The sequence below is a fragment of the Cupriavidus necator genome (assembly GCF_013141915.1).
GTDB lineage: Bacteria > Pseudomonadota > Gammaproteobacteria > Burkholderiales > Burkholderiaceae > Cupriavidus > Cupriavidus necator_B.
The window spans coordinates 443,948-461,848 of sequence record NZ_SROX01000002.1; the positions used below are offsets into that span (position 1 = coordinate 443,948).

Genomic DNA, 17,901 nt, shown 5'->3' on the forward strand with positions numbered 1-17,901 from the left:
CGACGTAGCCCGGTGCCGGGCGCAGCAGGGCAACAGGATACACCGCGGGCTGCCTCTGCGTACGGGCGCATACAATGAATTCAGGCACGCTCGCGGCGCCGCTGCACCGGACTGGCGCACCCTGTTTTGCGCTGCCCGGCGCGAATCTTGCATGGCGCACTGCAACAGAGCCAGCCATGACACGACGCCATCCGCCCCCAACGCCCACGCCCGCGCCTTCGCCCCCCGCCACGGGTCGGGTGCTGCGTATCCTCCTCGTGCGCGACCCGCTCGACACCGACCCCCTGAACGTCGAGACGATCCGCAGCGGGCTGGTGAACGCGGGCTTTAGCGAGATCCAGATCGTCGATGCCGACCTGCGGCTCCCCGACGTGATCACCGCCACCCAGCCCGACATGCTGATCATCGCGTCGGAGTCTGCCGCGCGCGACACCATCGAGCATGTGTGCGTTTCGACCCAGCACGCCCCGCGCCCGATCGTACTGTTCACCGATAACGACGACACCCAGCGCATCAAGGCCGCCCTGAGCGCGGGCATTACCGCCTATATCGTCGATGGCCTGCGCGCGGAGCGCGTCAAGACCGTGCTAGACGTCGCCTATGCGCGCTTTGAACTGGACCAGCAGCTGCGCGCCGAACTCGACGCCACGCGCTTGAAGCTGACTGAGCGCAAGGTGGTGGAACGTGCCAAGGGCCTGCTGATGCAGGCGCGCGGCCTCAGCGAGGAAGACGCCTACCAGCGCCTGCGCAGCATGGCGATGGAACGCGGACTGAAACTGGTTGACGCCGCCCAGCGCGTGATCGACGTGATGGGCTGAGCCGCCCTGGCGCGCAGCCGCGGTGCGTAGCCGCACGCGGCTGGTGCGCCGCAGGTTCGTCGCGCCACGCCGGGGCCCGCCCTGCCCGCCCCGCTCGATTCGGAATGCGGCGGCCATCTCCGCGTACGCACCGCCCCCGCCCATTTCGCCCCGTTCCGGCACAAGATGCCCGGAAATGTTGCACCGCACAGTGCTGGCATACCGCTTGCGTCATGCAGGCATCGGCCAACGGCGGCCGATCACCCAATCAGGCGGATGCGGCCAACGCGGGCCGTATCACGCCACGGACAACGGCGTCCCCACACCGCACCGGTCTTCTGGCGAAGCCGGCCGCGCCGGGGACGCTTTTTTTCTTGGAGCCATGCAATGCCCTCTCGCCTCTGCCATGCCAGGCCGCTGCACGCAGCCGTCCACAACGCCGACGCCGCTGCCGCTGCCGACGCGGTACCGGCCAGCAGCGGCCGCCGCCGCGCACTCGCGACCATCGCCGGTGCCAGCGTGATGACGCTGGTCGACCCGCTGGTGCGCGCTGGCGCCTGGGCGGCGGGCTCTGACGCACCCGAGAAGACCGACGTGCGCATCGGGTTTATCCCGCTGACTGACTGCGCCTCGGTAGTGATGGCGGCCGCGCTCGGACTCGACAAGAAGTACGGCATCAAGATCACGCCGACCAAGGAAGCCTCGTGGGCAGGCGTGCGCGACAAGCTGGTCAATGGCGAGCTGGACGCGGCCCACGTGCTCTACGGCCTGGTCTATGGCGTGCAGCTCGGGATCGGCGGGCCGAAGAAAGACATGGCCGTGCTGATGAGCCTGAACCAGAACGGCCAGGCGATCACGCTGTCGGCCAAGCTGGCCGAGCAGGGCGTCAGGGACGGCGCCAGCCTGAGGGCGCTGATGACGAAGGAGAAGCGCGACTACACCTTCGCCCAGACCTTCCCCACCGGTACCCATGCGATGTGGCTGTACTACTGGCTCGCCGCCAACGGCATCGATCCGATGCGGGACGCCAAGGCCATCACGGTGCCGCCGCCGCAGATGGTGGCCAACATGCGCGTGGGCAATATGGACGGTTTCTGCGTGGGCGAGCCGTGGGGGGCGCGCGCAATTGCCGACAAGATCGGCTTTACCGCCGAAACCACGCAGGCGATCTGGAAGAACCATCCGGAAAAGACCCTGGGCACCACCGCGGAGTTCGTGCAGAAGTATCCGAATACGGCGCGTGCGATGGTGGCGGCGGTGCTGGAGGCGTCGAAGTTCATCGACGCCTCCGCCTCCAACCGCCGCAAGACCGCTGAAACCATCGCCGCCAAGTCTTACGTGAACACCGACATGGACATCATCCTGGACCGCATGCTGGGCCGCTACACCAATGGGCTGGGCAAGACCTGGGACGACCCCGACGCGATGAAGTTCTACCAGGACGGCAGCGCCAATTTCCCATACCTGTCCGACGGCATGTGGTTCCTGACCCAGCACAAGCGCTGGGGCCTGCTCAAGGCCCACCCGGATTACCTGGCGGTGGCGAAGCAGGTCAACCGCATCGATGTTTACAAGCAGGCCGCCGCCGCGGCACAGGTGCCGCTGCCCGCGAGCGACATGCGCAGCGCCAAGCTGATCGACGGCGTGGTCTGGGACGGCAAGAACCCCAAAGCCTACGCCGATGGTTTCAAGATCAAGGCCCGCAGCCAGCCTTCCGATTGACTCGCAGTGCCCCTGACGAAAGGAGCCAGACGTGAATGCCATTGTCCCCACTACGCCCGATGCCGCAAGCGCCGTCGCCGCCAACCCCGACACCAAGGAGCGCGCGCGTCGGCGCGAACACGAGATCGCCATGCAGGCGCGGCGCGCGCAACGCCGCGACGCCGTCGCCGCACTCGTGCTGAAGGCCGTGCCGCCGCTGCTGGGCTTCGCCTTGTTCGTGCTGGCCTGGCACGGCATCGCCACCATGATCCCGGCCATCCCCACGCCGGGCGCGACGTGGCACGCCGCGGCGCCACTGTTTGCCGACCCGTTCTACCGCAACGGGCCCAATGACCAGGGCATCGGCTGGAACGTGCTGGCATCGCTGGCGCGCGTGGCGGCGGGCTTCGGCCTGGCCGCGCTGGTCGGCATACCGGCCGGCTTCGTGATCGGGCGCTTTGCCTTCCTGAACGCCATGACCGCACCGGTGATCAGCCTGCTGCGGCCGGTCTCGCCGCTGGCGTGGCTGCCGATCGGGCTGCTGCTGTTCAAGGCGGCCAACCCCGCCGCGATCTGGGCGATCTTCATCTGCTCGATCTGGCCGATGGTGATCAACACCGCGGTGGGCGTCACGCGCGTGCCGCAGGACTACCTGAACGTGGCGCGCGTGCTCGACCTGTCGGAATGGAAAGTGTTTACGCGCGTGCTGTTTCCCGCGGTATTGCCCTACATGCTGACCGGCGTGCGGCTGTCGATCGGCACGGCCTGGCTGGTGATCGTCGCGGCCGAGATGCTGACCGGCGGCACCGGCATCGGCTTCTGGCTGTGGGACGAGTGGAACAACCTGAAGGTGGAGCACATCGTGATCGCGATCTTCGTGATCGGCCTCATCGGCCTGCTGCTGGAGCATGCGCTGCTGGCGCTGGCCCGGCGCTTCAGTTACGGCACCCATTGATATTGCGGGAGAGACGCCATGGACAAGTTCGTCAGCATTGAAAACGTCGGCCAAACCTTCAAGACTCGCAAGGGCCCGTTCGTCGCGCTGCGCGACATCCACCTGCAGGTCGCCGAGGGTGAATTCATCACGCTGATCGGCCACTCCGGCTGCGGCAAGTCGACGCTGCTGAATCTGCTGGCGGGGCTGGCCACGCCCACCACCGGCGCGCTGATCTGCGCCGGGCGTGAAATCGCCGGGCCCGGCCCGGAGCGCGCGGTGGTGTTCCAGAACCATTCGCTGCTGCCGTGGCTGACCTGCTTCGAGAACGTCTACCTGGGCGTGGAGCGTGTGTTTGCTGCCAGCGAGGACAAGGCGCAGCGCAAGGCGCGCACGCACGACACGCTGGCGCTGGTGGGACTGAGCCACGCCGAGGGCAAATACCCGCACGAGATCTCCGGCGGCATGAAGCAGCGTGTGGGCATTGCCCGCGCCCTGGCGATGGCGCCCAAGGTGCTGCTGATGGACGAGCCCTTCGGCGCGCTGGATGCGCTCACGCGGGCGCACCTGCAGGACGAGCTGCTCAAGATCGTGGCGCGCACGCGCAGCACGGTGGTAATGGTGACGCACGATGTCGACGAAGCCGTGCTGCTGGCCGACCGCATCGTGATGATGACCAACGGCCCGGCCGCCACCATCGGCGAGATCCTGAAGGTGGACCTGCCGCGCCCGCGCGACCGCGTGGCGCTGGCGCACGACCCGGCCTACCATCGCTGCCGCACCGCGGTGCTGGACTTCCTCTACCGCAAGCAGCGCAACCCGGCGCTGCCGCAAGCGGCGTAGCAGCACCGCCGGCGGCGATGGGCGAGGCCGCCGGGCTCCGCTATCATGAACCCAGCACACACTACCCCACGCCGCCATGACCACCACCGCCGCCCCATTTCCCGCCGCCCGCTATATCAAGGAGATCGGCCGCGGCGTCAACGGCGCGCGCGCCCTGCCGCGCGAGGACGCGCAGGCGCTGTTCGACGCCATGCTGGCCGGCCGCGTCTCTGACCTGGAGCTGGGCGCCATCCTGATGGCCTACCGCATCAAGGGCGAGGCGCCGCACGAGCTGGCCGGCATGCTCGAGGCCGCCCATGCGCATTGCCAGCCGCTGCCCGCGCCGCCGGACCGGCAGGTGGTGGTGATTCCCAGCTATAACGGCGCGCGCAAGCAGCCCAACCTGGTGCCGCTGCTGGCGCAGCTGCTGGCCCGCGAAGGCATCCCCGTACTGGTGCACGGGACGCGCGTGTTCGAAGGCCGCGTGACCAGCATGGCGCTGTTCGAACAGCTGGGTGTGCCCTTGTGCGCCAGCACTGCCGAAGCCTCGGCACGGCTGCGCGACGGCGACGGCAATGGCCCGCTGGCGGTGCTGCCGGTCGACGTGCTGTCGCCCGGACTGTCGCGGCTGCTGGAGCGGCGCACCGTGATCGGCCTGCGCAATTCGTCGCATACGGTGGCCAAGATGCTGCAGCCGGTGGGCGAGCATTCGCCCGCCGAAGGCCTGCGGCTGTACAGCTACACGCACCCCGAATACCGCGAGACGCTGACCGACTACTTCTCGCACGAGCCCGCCAACGTGCTGCTGGCACGCGGCACCGAGGGCGAAGTGGTGGCCGATGCCCGGCGCACCAGCCGCATCGACTGGCTGCATGAAGGCCACCAGCAGACATTGGTTGGCCAGGCCGGCGGCACCATCGGCGACGTGCCGGAACTGCCGCCGGGCAGCGATGGCGGCCTGACCGTGGCCTGGATCCGGCGCGTCCTGGACGGCGCGGTGCCGGTGCCGGCGCCCATCACCATCCAGGTCGAGGCGATCCGCGAATGCCTGCGCCAGGGCACGCGCGTGACCTGGGCCAGCCCGCTCTGAGCCGGCCCGGGGACAACGCTCAGGGCTTGCGCGGGGGCAGCGGGATACGCTCGGTCTCGCCCGGCACGTGCGGGAACTGGTCGTCCTCCCAGCGCTGGGCGGCAGCCTCGATCGCCACCTTGCTGCTGGCCACGAAATTCCAGAAGATAAAGCGGTGCCCGTCGGTCGGGTCGCCGCCCAGCAGCATCACGCGCGACGGCGCCGTGGCCGTCAGCGTTGCCGGGCGGCCCGGCGTGAGCACCACCATGTGCTCGGCCGGCAGCGGCTCGCCGTCAAGCGCGACCGCGCCGTCGACCGGGTAGATGCCGCGCTCGGCATGGTCGTCGGGAATCTCCACGCTGGCGCCCGCGTCCAGCTCGATCGCCACGTACAGCGTGCGGCTGAACACTTTCACCGGCGAAGTCTCGCCAAACGCATCGCCGGCAATCACCACCATGCGCAGGCCGGGCCGTTCGATGCGGGGCAGCGTGGCCGCCGGATGGTGGAAGAACGACGGCTCGGCGGTTTCATGGGCCTGCGGCAGCGCCACCCAGGTCTGGATGCCGTGCAGCCGGGCCCCAGCCGGGCGCACATGCTCCGGCGAACGCTCCGAGTGGACGATGCCGTGGCCCGCGGTCATCCAGTTGACGTCGCCGGGGCGGATCGCCTGGTCGCTGCCCAGGCTGTCGCGATGGATGATCTCGCCCTCGAACAGATAGGTGACCGTGGCCAGGCCGATATGAGGATGAGGACGCACATCGGCGCCCTGGCCGGCCGGCAGCTGGACCGGGCCCATATGGTCGAAGAAGATAAACGGCCCGACAGTCTGTGTAGCGGCGGCTGGCAGCAGCCGGCGCACGGTGAAATCGCCCAGGTCGCGCACATGCGGCTTGAGCAAGTGTTCGATAGCAGACATAACTCCTCCGTTCCGATAAGAGAGGCTCGCAAGCATGCCATTGCGCCGCCCGCCGGTCGAGTGTAGCCGGTGCTGGAACGCAGCATTGCACCAGCGCGTAGAACCCGTTTGCCCGCGCGCGCTCTAACTACAGTGCGAGATGGCACCGGTACCGTAGCCGTCTCTTGCCAAGCCTCCTGGCTATCCGAACAGGCAGGTTAATAAGCGGGAACTATCGGGGTCATCGGAACTCCAATTAGCACTCACCCGGCCAGAGTGCTAAGATGTGTTGCAGTGCCGCCGATTCCCAAGGGAGCGCGGCGCACCGGCAACCGAACCGCCGGACGCGAAAGGAGCCATTGAGTGAACGCAGTCTTGTCTGCCGACCAAACCCTGAATAACCGTCTGCCGACGGTACCCCGCAACACGGGCAGCTTTGCGCTGACCTTTCCGGCGACCGTGGGCAACCTCGACAGCTACATCCAGGCTGTCCACCGCATTCCGCTGCTGACCGCGGAGGAAGAGCAACGCCTCGCACGCGAGCTGCGCGATCACGATTCCGTCGATGCCGCGCGCCGCCTGGTGATGTCGCACCTGCGGCTGGTGGTGTCGATCGCCCGCCAGTACCTGGGCTACGGACTGCCGCACGCCGACCTGATCCAGGAAGGCAATATCGGGCTGATGAAGGCAGTGAAGCGCTTCGACCCGGACCAGGGCGTGCGGCTGGTGTCGTACGCAATGCACTGGATCAAGGCGGAAATCCATGAATATGTGCTGAAGAACTGGCGCATGGTCAAGGTGGCCACCACCAAGGCCCAGCGCAAGCTGTTCTTCAACCTACGCAGCCGCAAGCAGGGCGGTCACACGTTCACGCCGGAGCAGGTCGAGGCCGTGGCGCGCGAGCTGAACGTCAAGCCCGAAGAAGTGATGGAGATGGAAACCCGGCTGTCGGGCGGCGATCTGGCGCTGGAAGGCCAGGTCGACGATGGCGAAGAGGAATTCGCCCCCATCGCCTACCTGGCTGACAACCACAACGAGCCGACGCGCGTGATGGAAGCCAGGCGCCACGACCGCATGCAGGTCGAGGGGCTGGAAGAAGCGCTGGGCAAGCTCGACGAACGCAGCCGCCGCATCATCGAGGCGCGCTGGCTCAACGTCGAGGACGACGGCTCGGGCGGCGCCACGCTGCATGAGCTGGCCGACGAGTTCGGCGTGTCGGCCGAACGCATCCGCCAGATCGAGGCGGCGGCGATGAAAAAGATGAAGGGCGCGCTGCAGGCCTTTGCCTGATCGGTACCGCCAACCATGCAAAAGGCCGGTCCACTGGACCGGCCTTTTTTATTGCCCGCGTGCAGGGAGGTGCGGCGTTATGCCGCACCCTTCCGTCCCGCCTGCATCAGGACAACAGCTGTTTGAGGTCGTGCGCAATCGGCTCCGGACCCTGGCCATGGCGGATGAACAACCGCAGCTTGCCCTGCGGATCGAACACATAGCTGCCGGCCGAGTGATCCACGGTGTAGTTGTTGGGCGAGCTCCCCGGCACCTTGGCGTAGAACACCTTGAAATCCTTGGCCAGCTTCTGCAGCGCGGCCTCATCGGCCGGGCGCAGCCCGACAAAGCGGGGATCGAAGGCGGGCACGTACTGCGCCAGCAGCGCCTGCGTGTCGCGTTCAGGATCGACCGTGACGAACAGCACCTGCACGCGGTCGGCATCCGGCCCCAGCTTTTCCATCACGGCCTTCAGTTCAGCCATGGTGGTGGGGCAGACATCCGGGCAGTGGGTGTAGCCGAAGAACATCACCACCGCCTTGCCCTTGTAGTCGGCCAGGGTGCGCACCTTGCCGGTATGGTCGGTCAGCGCGAAGTCCTTGCCAAAATCGGCGGCGCCGGTGATATCGACATTGCGGAACGACGCCTTCTGCTGCCCACAGGCGGCCACGGCCAGGGCGAGCGCGGCCAGCAGGGAAAAACGGCGGAAGGCGGCGAACAGGCCGGAAGCGGGGCTGAGGCGTGGCATGCGGGGCAGGGTCGGAAATGGGAAGGAAACAGCATGCAGTATCGCCGATCATGCTGCTGAGCTCGCGCCCGCGCGGCAAGATGCCGCAGCCGGGGCGCGATGGCGCAGGTCAGACCTGCGGCACGAACTTGAAGTAGTGGTCGACCAGCAGCGCGGCGAACAGCAGCGACAGGTACAGGATCGAGAAGCGGAAGGTGCGTTGCGCCAGCTCGTCCGAATAGTTGCGGTACAGCTTCCAGGCGTAGGCCAGGAAGCCCGCGCCCAGCGCCAGCGCGGCCGCCAGGTAGATGTAGCCGCTCATGCCATAGACGAACGGCAGCAGCGTCGCCGCGATCATGATCAGCGTGTACAGCAGGATATGCAGCAGCGTGTAGCGCTCGCCGTGCGTCACCGGCAGCATTGGCAGGCCGGACTTGGCGTAGTCGGCGCGGCGGTACAGCGCCAGCGCCCAGAAATGCGGCGGGGTCCAGGTGAAGATGATCAGCACCAGGAACCAGGCCTCGGCCGGCACCTCCCCCGCCACCGCGGCCCAGCCCAGCGCCGGCGGCATTGCCCCGGACAGCCCGCCGATGACGATGTTCTGCGGCGTCGCCGGCTTGAGCAGGATGGTGTAGACCACCGCGTAGCCCAGGAACGTGGCAAAGGTCAGCCACATGGTCAGGTCGTTGGCGTAGACGTGCAGCAGCCACATGCCCGCGCCGCCCAGGATGGCGGAAAACACCAGCGTCTGGCGCGTGGTGATCTCGCCGGTGGCGGACGGGCGCCAGGCGGTGCGGCGCATCAGCGCATCGATCTTCTGCTCGACCAGGCAATTGATGGCAAAGGCCGCGCCGGCCAGCAGCCAGATGCCGGCGGCGCCGCCGATCAGCACCGGCCACGGCACCATGCCAGGCGTGGCGAGGAACATGCCGATGATGGCGCAGAACACGGCCAGCTGCGTCACGCGCGGCTTGGTCAGGGCGGCATATTGCCGGGCCAGGTGTCGCAAGCGGCTCAACTTGCCCAGGGAATGAGGATGGGTAGCGGTAACCACGGAAGGGGTCTTGTCTTTCATGTGGCACGGGCGGCATTCGGCACGGCAGCGGGGGCGCCGACGGCCCGGGTCGTCAGCCCGATATTGTAGTGGAGACGGACCAGCAGCAGCAGCAGCACTGCCGCGCCGCCGTTATGCGCGACCGCCGCCACCAGCGGCCAGTCGAACACGATATTGGACATTCCGGTGGCCAGTTGCAGCACCAGCGTCGCCAGGAGCCAGCCGGCAGTGCGGCTGAGCCCTTCCAGCCGGCGCGCCCGCAGGCCGAACCAAGCCAGGTAGCCCAGCACGATGACGGCAAAGCCGCGGTGCACCCAGTGGATCGCCACCAGCGCCGCGTGCGGGATGTAGTCGCCGTCCGCGGTCATGCCCAGCTGGCGCCACAGCGTGAAGCCGTGGCGGAAGTCCATCTCGGGCACCAGCTGCCCATTGCACAGCGGGAAGTCGGTGCAGGCCATCACCGCGTAGTTGGTGCTGACCCAGCCACCCAGGAAGATCTGGATCACCAGCAGCAGCAGTCCGATGCGCACCGGCCAGCGCAGCCGCGCCGCCTGCGGCGCGACCGGGTGCGGCGGGTCGTTGCGCGAGCCCAGCTGGATCAGCACCGCCAGCAGGCCCATGCCCAGCATCAGGTGGGTGACCACGATGATGGGTTGCAGCTTCAGGGTCACGGTGAAGGCGCCGAAGGCGCCCTGCAAGCACACCAGCAGCAGCACGCCGGTGGCGAACCAGGGCGACTGCTTCAGCTCGCGCCGCTTGACCCACGCCAGCACCATCAGCGTGATGATGAGCACGCCGACGGCCATGGCGAAGTAGCGGTGGATCATCTCGATCCAGGCCTTGGCCAGCGTCACCGGCCCGCTGGGCATGGCGGTCTCGGCCGCGCGGATCGGCTCCATGGCGGCATGCGGGTTGGAATGCCCGTAGCAACCGGGCCAGTCCGGGCAGCCCAGCCCGGAATCGGTCAGGCGCGTGAAGCTGCCGAACATGATCAGGTCCAGCGTCAGGAACGCCGTGATCCAGGCAAGCTTGCGGTACTTGTTGCGGTCGCCCTTCACCAGCACATAGGACAACGGGAACAGCGCGATCAGGATGCCGATGATGGCCAGTTGCAGCAGCATGGCGTCCCCTCAACCGATGCGCGAGACCTTGAGCAGCTTCTTCAGGTCGCCGCTCACCTTCTTGGGGTCCGGGTCCTGCGGGAAGCGCATCATCAGGTTGCCCAGCGGATCCACCAGGAACAGCGTGTCCTCGGCGCGCTTGCCCGGCTCTGCCGGCAGCCACTGCTGCGCCGCCTGGCGGTCGATGCGCAGGAAGCGCACGCCGGCGTAGGGCTCGTTGTAGGCGGCGACCACGCGCTCGTCGATCTTGCCGTTGTCGGTGATGAGCCACACCGGCACGATGCGCAGGCGGTCCTGCCCCTGTCCGGCGCGGATCTGGCGGATGGTGAACAGCTTCTTCGCGCAGGCTTCGTCGCAGGCGGACGGATCGGCGCTGACCAGCAGCCACTTGCCGCGGAACTGCTCCAGCGGCACGGCCTGGCCCTGCTCGTCGGTGACGCGCACCGGCGGCATCGGCCGCTGCGGGTCGACCAGCGCCCCATAGTTGGTGGCGCCGCCGCGCGGCTTGATCACGTAGTACGTGAAGTAGGAGGCGATCACCGGCGACGCGCACACCAGCAGCAGCATCAGCATCTGCAGGCGGCCACGGCGCGTGCGCGCGTCGATGCGGGGCTCCCGGGCCGCGGCGGCCGGAGCGGAGTCTTGCTGTGCCATGGAGTACGTCTGTCCTTTGTCTTCGGCAAGCCCATGCGCCCGTGGCGGGCGCAGAGGCAGTCAATTCATTCGGTCACGGTGCGGCCAGCCGCCGCGCGCGGCGCCAGCCCAGCACGACTACCAGCACCACCGTCAGCGCGGCCAGCCCGAACCACTGGAAGGCATAGCCGTAATGCCGGTCGGCGCCGACGTCGGCAGGCGCCCAGTCGCGCGCCAGGCCGTCGCCGGTGTCGTTGCGCTGCTCGATCACCAGCGGGTGCAGGGCGAGCCCGGTTTCGGCTGCGTAGGGCGCGATCTCGACGTTCTGGCGGATCCGGCTGCCGGCGGCCTCCTGGCCCAGGCTATAGACCCGCGGCACGCCAGCCAGTGCCGTGCCCGTGATGGTGACCTCGCCCGCGGGCGTCGGAAACGGCGCGATCCGGGTGCGGTCCCGGGCATCGCGCGGCAGCCAGCCGCGCAGCACCAGCACGGCGCGCTGGGCACCGCCCTCGCCCGGCGCCGCGCCGATCACCAGCGGCGTCAGCACCAGGAAGCCCGCACGGCTGTCGCCGCTGCGGCCACCGGCGCCGTGGGGGCGATTATCCAGCAATACGGTGCGGGATGCGTCGAAGCGGCCGCTGACGCGCACCGCGCGGTCGGTCACAACTTGTGACAGCGGCGCGGTCCCCAGTACCACCGGCGGCTGCGCGGCGAGCGCCTGCAGCCGCGCGGCGCGCGCTTCCTTCTCATGCGCGCGGTTGAGCTGCCAGTTGCCCAGCGCACAGGTCACCGCGATCACCAGCAGCGCGGCGGCCAGCGGCAACGGGCTGGCAAAGCGGCGCCAGTTCATCGCCCCCGCCGCGGCACTGCGAAGCGCAGCCCGGTGCGATAATGGCCCTGTGCGCCGCACGTCGCGCCGCGCCTGCCCCCATCCCGCCCCGCCATGCGCTTTGTCATCATCATTGCCTTCATCCTGATCATCGCCAGCCTGGCTTCGGCCTTGTTCTTCATGATGCGCGACCGCGGCAAGACGCCCAACATGATGCGCTCGCTGATGCTGCGCGTGGGCTTCTCGGTGGCGCTGTTCCTGTTCATCCTGTTTTCGAGCTGGATGGGCTGGATCCACAGCACGGGCATCCGCATGGCGCCCTGACGCGGCCCCACCTGGGCCTGGCCCGCAAAAGACAAACGCCGCAGGCTGCCATGGCCCCTGCGGCGTTTCTCTTTTGCGTTGGCGCCGGTGGCCCCGGTGTTCCGAGGGGGCCGCCGGCCGGTACGGCAGCGCTTACAGCCAGTACACCACGATGTAGAGGAACAGCCACACCACGTCGACGAAGTGCCAGTACCAGGCGGCGCCTTCGAAGGCGAAATGGTGCTCGGGCGTGAAGTGGCCCTTCAGCACGCGGATCAGCACCACCGTCAGCATGATCGCGCCCATGGTCACGTGGAAACCGTGGAAGCCGGTCAGCAGGAAGAAGGTCGAACCGTAGATGCCGGAGCTCAGCTTCAGGTTCAGCTCCGAATAGGCGTGCATGTACTCGTACACCTGGAAGCACATGAAGATCGCGCCCAGCAGGATGGTCAGCACCAGGCCCTGGATCAGCTGGCTGCGCTTGCCGGCCAGCAGCGCATGGTGCGCCCAGGTCAGCGTCACGCCCGACATCAGCAGCAGCGCGGTGTTGATGGTCGGGATCGGCCAGGGGCCCATGGTCTGGAAGGTTTCCACCACGCCGGCCGGGCCGGTGTTGGGCCATACCGCGGCAAAGTCGGGCCACAGGATCTTGTTGTTCAGGTCGCCCAGCCACGGCATGGCGATGGCGCGCGCGTAGAACAGCGCGCCGAAGAACGCGGCGAAGAACATCACCTCGGAGAAGATGAACCAGCCCATCGACCAGCGGAACGACAGGTCGATGTTCTTGCCGTACATGCCGCCCTCGGACTCGCTGATGGCGTCGCCAAACCAGCTCTTGAGCACGAACAGGAACCACAGCAGGCCGAAGCCGCACAGGTACGGCGCCCAGGGCTGCCCGTTTACCCAACCGGCGGCGCCCGCGCCCGTCATCAGCAGGCCGAAGCTTGCCGTGATCGGGTGGCGCGACGGGCCCGGTACGAAGTAGTACGGAGCGTTTGCGCGATTCGCACTCATTCTTTTATCTCCAGCTCAGAGTCTTTGATTCAGTATTCGTTGTCCCCGCCTTGGCACTGCAGGCCACCCGCCTCCTCTGGGCCGGCCCCGCCGCCGCGGTTGCTTTGTTCTGCGACTGCTTTTGTTGTCTACCCTTCCTGCCTTGCTACGCTGCCGCCTGGCTCACCACCATGCGTACGATCACCACCAGGACCGCGATGAACACGGCCGCTGCGATCAGCCCGGCGATCACCACGTGCACCGGGTTAAGCCGGGCCATGTCGCGCTCGTGCTCGGCGCCCTTGCGCAGCCCGATGAACGACCACAGCACCGCGCGCATGGTCTGCGCAAACGACATCTTGCGCCTGACCGCGTCCTTCATCTCATCCATCGCCCGTCCTCCGCCTCGCTGGCCTCTCGCCGGCCGCTTCAGATGCCCTTGCCGGCCGGGGCCGGCTGCGGCGCCAGCTGGCCTTCGGGCGCCTGCGCCACCGGTGCGCCCACCTCGAAGAAGGTGTACGACAACGTAATGCTCTTCACATCCTTGGGCAGCGCGGGATCGATCACGAACACCACCGGCATCTCGCGCGCCTCATTCGCCTTGAGCGTCTGCTGCTTGAAGCAGAAGCACTCCAGCTTCATGAAATACTGGGTCGCCTGCTTGGGCGCGTAGCTCGGGATGGCCTGCGCCGAGATATCGCGCGGCTGCCCGTTGGCCACCTCGTAGACGATCGTCGCCATCTCGCCGGGATGCACTTCCATGCTGTGCTTCACCGGCCGGAAGGCGAAGGGCCCGCGCGCGTTGGAGTCGAACTCCACCGTGATGGTGCGGCTCTTGTCGATCTGCGTATTCTTCACCGCGCCATGCAGCTCGCGCGTGGTGATGACGTTGATGCCGGTAATCTCGCAAATCTTCTTGTACAGCGGCACCAGCGCGTAGCCGAAGCCGAACATCACGGCCACGATCACGACCAGGCGCAGCATCATGCCACGGTTGAACCGCTTGTCCGCTTCCCTGCCCGACTGCTGGTCGATGCTCATTTCGCTACCCTGCCACCTCAGCCAAGAAACATCATCTTGGCGAAGAACCCCAGAAAGAAGACCGCCACGATCGACAGCAGGATCAGGCCAAGGCGGCGGTTGGCGGCCTTCTGGTCCTGGCGTGACGGGCTTTTGTCTGGAGACTGCATAGCTGCTTCGGTTTCCTGCCGGCGCGGGGGCGGGCGCTGCCGCCCCCGCGCCGCCTGGTTACGCGGGTACCGCCTCAGCGGACCTGCGGGGGAACTTCAAAGGTGTGGAACGGCGCCGGCGACGGCACGGTCCACTCCAGGCCCTCGGCGCCATCCCAGGGCTTGTCCGTGGCCTGCTGGCCGCCGCGGTACGACGGCAGCACCACGAAGAAGAAGAAATACACCTGCATCAGGCCGAAGCCGAGCGCACCGATTGACGCGATCGCGTTGAAGTCGGCGAACTGGGTCGGGTAGTCGGCATAGCGTCGCGGCATGCCGGCCAGGCCCAGGAAGTGCATCGGGAAGAAGGTCACGTTGAAGAAGATCAGCGAACCCCAGAAGTGGATCTGGCCGCGGGTTTCGTTGTACATGAAACCGCTCCACTTCGGACCCCAGTAGTAGAAGCCCGCGAACAGCGCGAACAGCGAGCCGGCCACCAGCACATAGTGGAAGTGCGCGACGATGAAGTAGGTGTCCTGCAGCTGGATGTCGATCGGGGCCACCGCCGGCATCAGGCCGGTGAAGCCGCCGATGGTGAACACGAAGATAAAGCCGATCGCGAACAGCATCGGGGTCTCGAAGGTCATCGAGCCGCGCCACATGGTGGCGATCCAGTTGAAGATCTTCACGGCCGTGGGCACCGCGATCAGCATGGTCGCGTACATGAAGAACAGCTGGCCGGTCACCGGCATGCCGGTCGTGAACATGTGGTGGGCCCACACGATGAACGACAGGATGGCGATCGAAGCGGTGGCGTACACCATCGAGCTGTAGCCGAACAGGCGCTTGCGCGCGAACGCCGGCACCACGTGCGAAATGATCCCGAAGGCCGGCAGGATCATGATGTAGACCTCGGGGTGGCCGAAGAACCAGAAGATATGCTGGTACATCACCGGGTCGCCGCCGCCGGCAGCCGAGAAGAAGCTGGTGCCGAAGTGGCGGTCGGTCAGCACCATGGTGATGGCGCCGGCCAGCACGGGCATCACGGCGATCAGCAGGTAGGCGGTGATCAGCCAGGTCCAGCAGAACATCGGCATCTTCATCAGCGTCATGCCGGGGGCACGCATGTTGAGGATGGTGACGATGATGTTGATCGAGCCCATGATCGACGACGCGCCCATGATGTGCATGGCGAAGATGGCCATGTCCATGCCCGGGCCCATCTGCACCGACAGCGGCGCGTACAGGGTCCAGCCGGCGGCGGTGGCGCCGCCCGGGGCGAAGAACGAACCGGCCAGCAGCAGCGCGGCCGGCGGCATCAGCCAGAAGCTGAAGTTGTTCATGCGCGCGAACGCCATGTCGGACGCGCCGATCTGCAGCGGGATCATCCAGTTGGCGAAGCCGACGAAGGCCGGCATGATCGCGCCAAACACCATCACCAGGCCGTGCATGGTGGTGAACTGGTTGAACAGCTCGGGGCGGAAGAACTGCAGGCCCGGCTCGAACAGCTCCAGGCGGATCAGCAGTGCCAGCACGCCGCCCGACAGCAGCATGATGAACGAGAACAGCAGGTACAGCGTACCGATGTCCTTGTGGTTGGTGGCGAACAGCCAGCGGCGCCAGCCATGCGGGTGATCGTGCGCGTGGTCGTCATGCGCGTGATCGTGCGGATGGGCGAGCGCGTCCGGGGTAGCAGTACTCATCGCAAATGCTCCTCTAATCCTGTTCTGTCTTCAGCGGGTCAGCCCGCGACGCGGTTGCCCGCGAGACTGGCCTGCTTGTCAGCCTTGTCGGCGGGCTTGGCGTCGGCCTTCGGCGCTTCGCCGCCTGCCGCGCCGCCGCCTTCGGGGAACTTGCCGGCGCGAGCGCCAACGAAGTCGCCCGGCTGGATCACTTCACCGGTCTTGTTGCTCCAGGCGTTGCGCGTATAGGTCATGACCGTGGCCAGCTCGGTGTCCGACAGCTGCTTCCACGACGGCATGCCGCCCTTGCCTTCCAGCAGGATGTGCATCTGGCCGGCCTTCGGGCCATTGACCACCTTGGAGCCGTCCAGCGCCGGGAAGGCGCCGCCACCCTTGCCGTTGGGCTGATGGCAGACCGCGCAGTTGGCCGCGTAGATCTTCTCGCCACGCACCTTGGCTTCATCCAGGGTCCAGGTCTTGTTGGGATCGTCGGCCTTGGCCGCCAGCTCCTTCTTCTTGCCGTCGACCCACTTGGTGTAGTCGGCGTCGGAAACCACGCGCACCACGATCGGCATGAAGGCGTGTTCCTTGCCGCACAGCTCGGCGCACTGGCCGCGGTACACGCCGATCTTCTCGGCCTTGAACCAGGTGTCGCGCACGAAGCCGGGAATCGCATCCTGCTTGACGCCGAAGGCCGGGATCATCCAGGCGTGGATCACGTCGTTGGCGGTGGTGACGATGCGGATCTTCTTGTTGACGGGCACCACCAGCTCGTTGTCCACCTCCATCAGGTAGGTGTTCGACTTGGCCTGCTCGTTGTTGATCTGCTCGCGCGGGGTGGTCAGGGTCGATACGAACGAGATGCCCTCGCCTTCGCCCTTCAGGTAGTCATAGCCCCACTTCCACTGGTAGCCGGTGGCCTTGATGGTGACGTCCGAATTGGTGGTGTCCTTCATCGCGACCACGGTCTTGGTGGCCGGCAGCGCCATCGCGATCACGATCAGGAACGGCACGATGGTCCAGACCACCTCGACGGTGATGCTCTCGTGGAAGGAGGCCGGCTTGGCGCCCTTGGCCTTGCGGTGCGTGAAGATGGAATAGAACATCACGCTGAACACCGCGATGAAGATCACCGTGCAGATGATCAGCATCATCCAGTTCAGCCAGTGAATCTGTTCGGCGATCTTGGTAACCGGCTCGGTCAGGTTGAGCTGGCGCACGGCGGGGCCGCCCGGCATGTCGCTGACCGCGGATGCCGCCTGGCTGGCAAGCAGGGACGCGCCGGCCAGACAAACTGCGGATGCCTTCTTCCACATTTTCATTTGTTATCTACCCAATTTACAGATTCAAATCTGTCCCCGCCGCCGCTCCCGCCGCCTCTCAGAGGCGGCGCAAGGCCGCTGCGAGCTCCTGCGCGAACTTGCGTCGCCGGTACGGGTCCACGTAATACCCCACCTGTACCGCACGCTTGCCCGAGCGCAGCGTCACCAGCGCGCGGAACGATTCACCCAGTTCGATCCGCACCCAGCACGGATTGAATTCCTGGCGCGTCACCCGCCCGGCGCTGGCTGTCTCCACGACCAGCGTGCCGTCGGTGATGCTGACGCGCTCATAGTCCGTCGCATGGCGCGCATACACAAGCAGGGCAATGCCCAGCCCGATCAACTCGATGCTGGCAAACGGCAGCACGAGCCACGACCCTTGCCAGGCGAAAAACAACGCGATGGCAAGCGAAACCGTGAGGATCGAGAGGTAAAACCAGCCGACCTGGCGTGGACTCAGCGAACAATTGCGCTTCATCAGCCAGTCGTGGGGCGAGGAAAGAGGTCCGTCGAGATTTCCGCCGGAGTCACCACCTGCCGTCTGGAATGCGATACCCAAGTCTTGCATCGCCAACCACTCT

Annotated in this window: 20 protein-coding genes; 7 read left to right on the top strand and 13 right to left on the bottom strand. The window is 66.8% G+C overall.

What is annotated here, in order from left to right:
• Nucleotides 1-176: 176 nt before the first annotated feature.
• The 5 genes from E5S69_RS07025 (at nucleotide 177) to ybiB (ending at nucleotide 5,344) form a co-directional block, all read left to right on the top strand.
• Nucleotides 177-818, top strand: coding sequence for an ANTAR domain-containing response regulator (locus E5S69_RS07025; protein ID WP_171514288.1), 642 nt, complete (start codon nucleotides 177-179; stop codon nucleotides 816-818).
• 366 nt (nucleotides 819-1,184) lie between these two features.
• A complete protein-coding gene (locus E5S69_RS07030; RefSeq protein ID WP_171514289.1) occupies nucleotides 1,185-2,519 on the top strand; it encodes a CmpA/NrtA family ABC transporter substrate-binding protein in 1,335 nt (444 codons plus the stop codon).
• Between the two features lie 130 nt (nucleotides 2,520-2,649).
• Nucleotides 2,650-3,453 carry a nitrate ABC transporter permease gene (gene ntrB / locus E5S69_RS07035; protein WP_216621266.1) on the top strand — a complete coding sequence of 268 codons (804 nt, stop codon included), beginning with the start codon at nucleotides 2,650-2,652 and terminating at the stop codon, nucleotides 3,451-3,453.
• 18 nt (nucleotides 3,454-3,471) lie between these two features.
• Nucleotides 3,472-4,275 carry an ABC transporter ATP-binding protein gene (locus tag E5S69_RS07040; protein ID WP_171514291.1) on the top strand — a complete coding sequence of 268 codons (804 nt, stop codon included), beginning with the start codon at nucleotides 3,472-3,474 and terminating at the stop codon, nucleotides 4,273-4,275.
• A gap of 76 nt (nucleotides 4,276-4,351) precedes the next feature.
• On the top strand, nucleotides 4,352-5,344 hold the full coding sequence (ybiB, locus tag E5S69_RS07045; RefSeq protein ID WP_171514292.1) for a DNA-binding protein YbiB: 993 nt from the start codon (nucleotides 4,352-4,354) through the stop codon (nucleotides 5,342-5,344).
• Between the two features lie 19 nt (nucleotides 5,345-5,363).
• Here the strand turns inward: ybiB and E5S69_RS07050 are convergent, their stop codons facing one another.
• Nucleotides 5,364-6,239: a pirin family protein gene (locus E5S69_RS07050; RefSeq protein WP_171514293.1), complete on the bottom strand. Its 876-nt coding sequence runs from the start codon at nucleotides 6,237-6,239 to the stop codon at nucleotides 5,364-5,366.
• A gap of 342 nt (nucleotides 6,240-6,581) precedes the next feature.
• On the opposite strand from E5S69_RS07050, the gene rpoH reads away from it, so the two are divergent.
• Nucleotides 6,582-7,508, top strand: coding sequence for an RNA polymerase sigma factor RpoH (gene rpoH / locus E5S69_RS07055; protein ID WP_171514294.1), 927 nt, complete (start codon nucleotides 6,582-6,584; stop codon nucleotides 7,506-7,508).
• 106 nt (nucleotides 7,509-7,614) lie between these two features.
• Here the strand turns inward: rpoH and E5S69_RS07060 are convergent, their stop codons facing one another.
• The 5 genes from E5S69_RS07060 to E5S69_RS07080 form a co-directional block, all read right to left on the bottom strand.
• Nucleotides 7,615-8,235 carry an SCO family protein gene (locus E5S69_RS07060; RefSeq protein ID WP_171514295.1) on the bottom strand — a complete coding sequence of 207 codons (621 nt, stop codon included), beginning with the start codon at nucleotides 8,233-8,235 and terminating at the stop codon, nucleotides 7,615-7,617.
• 109 nt (nucleotides 8,236-8,344) lie between these two features.
• Nucleotides 8,345-9,289: a heme o synthase gene (gene cyoE, locus E5S69_RS07065; RefSeq protein ID WP_171514296.1), complete on the bottom strand. Its 945-nt coding sequence runs from the start codon at nucleotides 9,287-9,289 to the stop codon at nucleotides 8,345-8,347.
• Nucleotides 9,286-10,389 carry a COX15/CtaA family protein gene (locus E5S69_RS07070; RefSeq protein WP_171514297.1) on the bottom strand — a complete coding sequence of 368 codons (1,104 nt, stop codon included), beginning with the start codon at nucleotides 10,387-10,389 and terminating at the stop codon, nucleotides 9,286-9,288. The genes cyoE and E5S69_RS07070 overlap by 4 nt, the downstream gene beginning before the upstream one ends.
• Before the next feature lie 9 nt (nucleotides 10,390-10,398).
• On the bottom strand, nucleotides 10,399-11,043 hold the full coding sequence (locus E5S69_RS07075; RefSeq protein WP_171514298.1) for an SCO family protein: 645 nt from the start codon (nucleotides 11,041-11,043) through the stop codon (nucleotides 10,399-10,401).
• 73 nt (nucleotides 11,044-11,116) lie between these two features.
• A complete protein-coding gene (locus E5S69_RS07080; protein WP_171514299.1) occupies nucleotides 11,117-11,872 on the bottom strand; it encodes an SURF1 family protein in 756 nt (251 codons plus the stop codon).
• 93 nt (nucleotides 11,873-11,965) lie between these two features.
• Between E5S69_RS07080 and E5S69_RS07085 the strand changes: the two genes are divergently transcribed.
• Entirely contained in the window at nucleotides 11,966-12,175 is a 210-nt protein-coding gene (locus E5S69_RS07085) for a twin transmembrane helix small protein (RefSeq protein WP_012351630.1), read from the top strand.
• A 132-nt stretch (nucleotides 12,176-12,307) separates the two neighbouring features.
• On the opposite strand, the gene E5S69_RS07090 is transcribed toward E5S69_RS07085, so the two are convergent.
• The 7 genes from E5S69_RS07090 to E5S69_RS07115 form a co-directional block, all read right to left on the bottom strand.
• Nucleotides 12,308-13,168, bottom strand: a complete 861-nt coding sequence (locus E5S69_RS07090; protein ID WP_171514300.1) for a cytochrome c oxidase subunit 3 — start codon at nucleotides 13,166-13,168, stop codon at nucleotides 12,308-12,310.
• A 145-nt stretch (nucleotides 13,169-13,313) separates the two neighbouring features.
• Nucleotides 13,314-13,538: a DUF2970 domain-containing protein gene (locus E5S69_RS07095; protein WP_171514301.1), complete on the bottom strand. Its 225-nt coding sequence runs from the start codon at nucleotides 13,536-13,538 to the stop codon at nucleotides 13,314-13,316.
• A 38-nt stretch (nucleotides 13,539-13,576) separates the two neighbouring features.
• The gene (locus E5S69_RS07100; RefSeq protein WP_171514302.1) at nucleotides 13,577-14,188 is read right to left on the bottom strand and encodes a cytochrome c oxidase assembly protein; all 612 of its coding nucleotides are present in this window, start codon (nucleotides 14,186-14,188) and stop codon (nucleotides 13,577-13,579) included.
• Between the two features lie 17 nt (nucleotides 14,189-14,205).
• The gene (locus E5S69_RS32140; protein ID WP_216621248.1) at nucleotides 14,206-14,337 is read right to left on the bottom strand and encodes a cytochrome oxidase small assembly protein; all 132 of its coding nucleotides are present in this window, start codon (nucleotides 14,335-14,337) and stop codon (nucleotides 14,206-14,208) included.
• A 74-nt stretch (nucleotides 14,338-14,411) separates the two neighbouring features.
• Complete coding sequence (gene ctaD, locus E5S69_RS07105) at nucleotides 14,412-16,019, bottom strand: cytochrome c oxidase subunit I (RefSeq protein WP_171514303.1); 1,608 nt, start codon at nucleotides 16,017-16,019, stop codon at nucleotides 14,412-14,414.
• A gap of 38 nt (nucleotides 16,020-16,057) precedes the next feature.
• Nucleotides 16,058-17,320 carry a cytochrome c oxidase subunit II gene (gene coxB / locus E5S69_RS07110; RefSeq protein ID WP_171514304.1) on the bottom strand — a complete coding sequence of 421 codons (1,263 nt, stop codon included), beginning with the start codon at nucleotides 17,318-17,320 and terminating at the stop codon, nucleotides 16,058-16,060.
• Nucleotides 17,321-17,378: 58 nt separating this feature from the next.
• On the bottom strand, nucleotides 17,379-17,888 hold the full coding sequence (locus tag E5S69_RS07115; protein WP_171514458.1) for a DUF2244 domain-containing protein: 510 nt from the start codon (nucleotides 17,886-17,888) through the stop codon (nucleotides 17,379-17,381).
• Nucleotides 17,889-17,901 lie beyond the last annotated feature (13 nt).

Coding starts and splice junctions, on each gene's coding strand:
- E5S69_RS07025 (WP_171514288.1), top strand. CDS start 177: ATGACACGACGCCATCCGCCCCCAACGCCCACGCCCGCGCCTTCGCCC.
- E5S69_RS07030 (WP_171514289.1), top strand. CDS start 1,185: ATGCCCTCTCGCCTCTGCCATGCCAGGCCGCTGCACGCAGCCGTCCAC.
- ntrB (WP_216621266.1), top strand. CDS start 2,650: ATGCAGGCGCGGCGCGCGCAACGCCGCGACGCCGTCGCCGCACTCGTG.
- E5S69_RS07040 (WP_171514291.1), top strand. CDS start 3,472: ATGGACAAGTTCGTCAGCATTGAAAACGTCGGCCAAACCTTCAAGACT.
- ybiB (WP_171514292.1), top strand. CDS start 4,352: ATGACCACCACCGCCGCCCCATTTCCCGCCGCCCGCTATATCAAGGAG.
- E5S69_RS07050 (WP_171514293.1), bottom strand. CDS start 6,239: ATGTCTGCTATCGAACACTTGCTCAAGCCGCATGTGCGCGACCTGGGC.
- E5S69_RS07060 (WP_171514295.1), bottom strand. CDS start 8,235: ATGCCACGCCTCAGCCCCGCTTCCGGCCTGTTCGCCGCCTTCCGCCGT.
- cyoE (WP_171514296.1), bottom strand. CDS start 9,289: ATGAAAGACAAGACCCCTTCCGTGGTTACCGCTACCCATCCTCATTCC.
- E5S69_RS07070 (WP_171514297.1), bottom strand. CDS start 10,389: ATGCTGCTGCAACTGGCCATCATCGGCATCCTGATCGCGCTGTTCCCG.
- E5S69_RS07075 (WP_171514298.1), bottom strand. CDS start 11,043: ATGGCACAGCAAGACTCCGCTCCGGCCGCCGCGGCCCGGGAGCCCCGC.
- E5S69_RS07080 (WP_171514299.1), bottom strand. CDS start 11,872: ATGAACTGGCGCCGCTTTGCCAGCCCGTTGCCGCTGGCCGCCGCGCTG.
- E5S69_RS07085 (WP_012351630.1), top strand. CDS start 11,966: ATGCGCTTTGTCATCATCATTGCCTTCATCCTGATCATCGCCAGCCTG.
- E5S69_RS07090 (WP_171514300.1), bottom strand. CDS start 13,168: ATGAGTGCGAATCGCGCAAACGCTCCGTACTACTTCGTACCGGGCCCG.
- E5S69_RS07095 (WP_171514301.1), bottom strand. CDS start 13,538: ATGGATGAGATGAAGGACGCGGTCAGGCGCAAGATGTCGTTTGCGCAG.
- E5S69_RS07100 (WP_171514302.1), bottom strand. CDS start 14,188: ATGAGCATCGACCAGCAGTCGGGCAGGGAAGCGGACAAGCGGTTCAAC.
- E5S69_RS32140 (WP_216621248.1), bottom strand. CDS start 14,337: ATGCAGTCTCCAGACAAAAGCCCGTCACGCCAGGACCAGAAGGCCGCC.
- ctaD (WP_171514303.1), bottom strand. CDS start 16,019: ATGAGTACTGCTACCCCGGACGCGCTCGCCCATCCGCACGATCACGCG.
- coxB (WP_171514304.1), bottom strand. CDS start 17,320: ATGAAAATGTGGAAGAAGGCATCCGCAGTTTGTCTGGCCGGCGCGTCC.
- E5S69_RS07115 (WP_171514458.1), bottom strand. CDS start 17,888: ATGCAAGACTTGGGTATCGCATTCCAGACGGCAGGTGGTGACTCCGGC.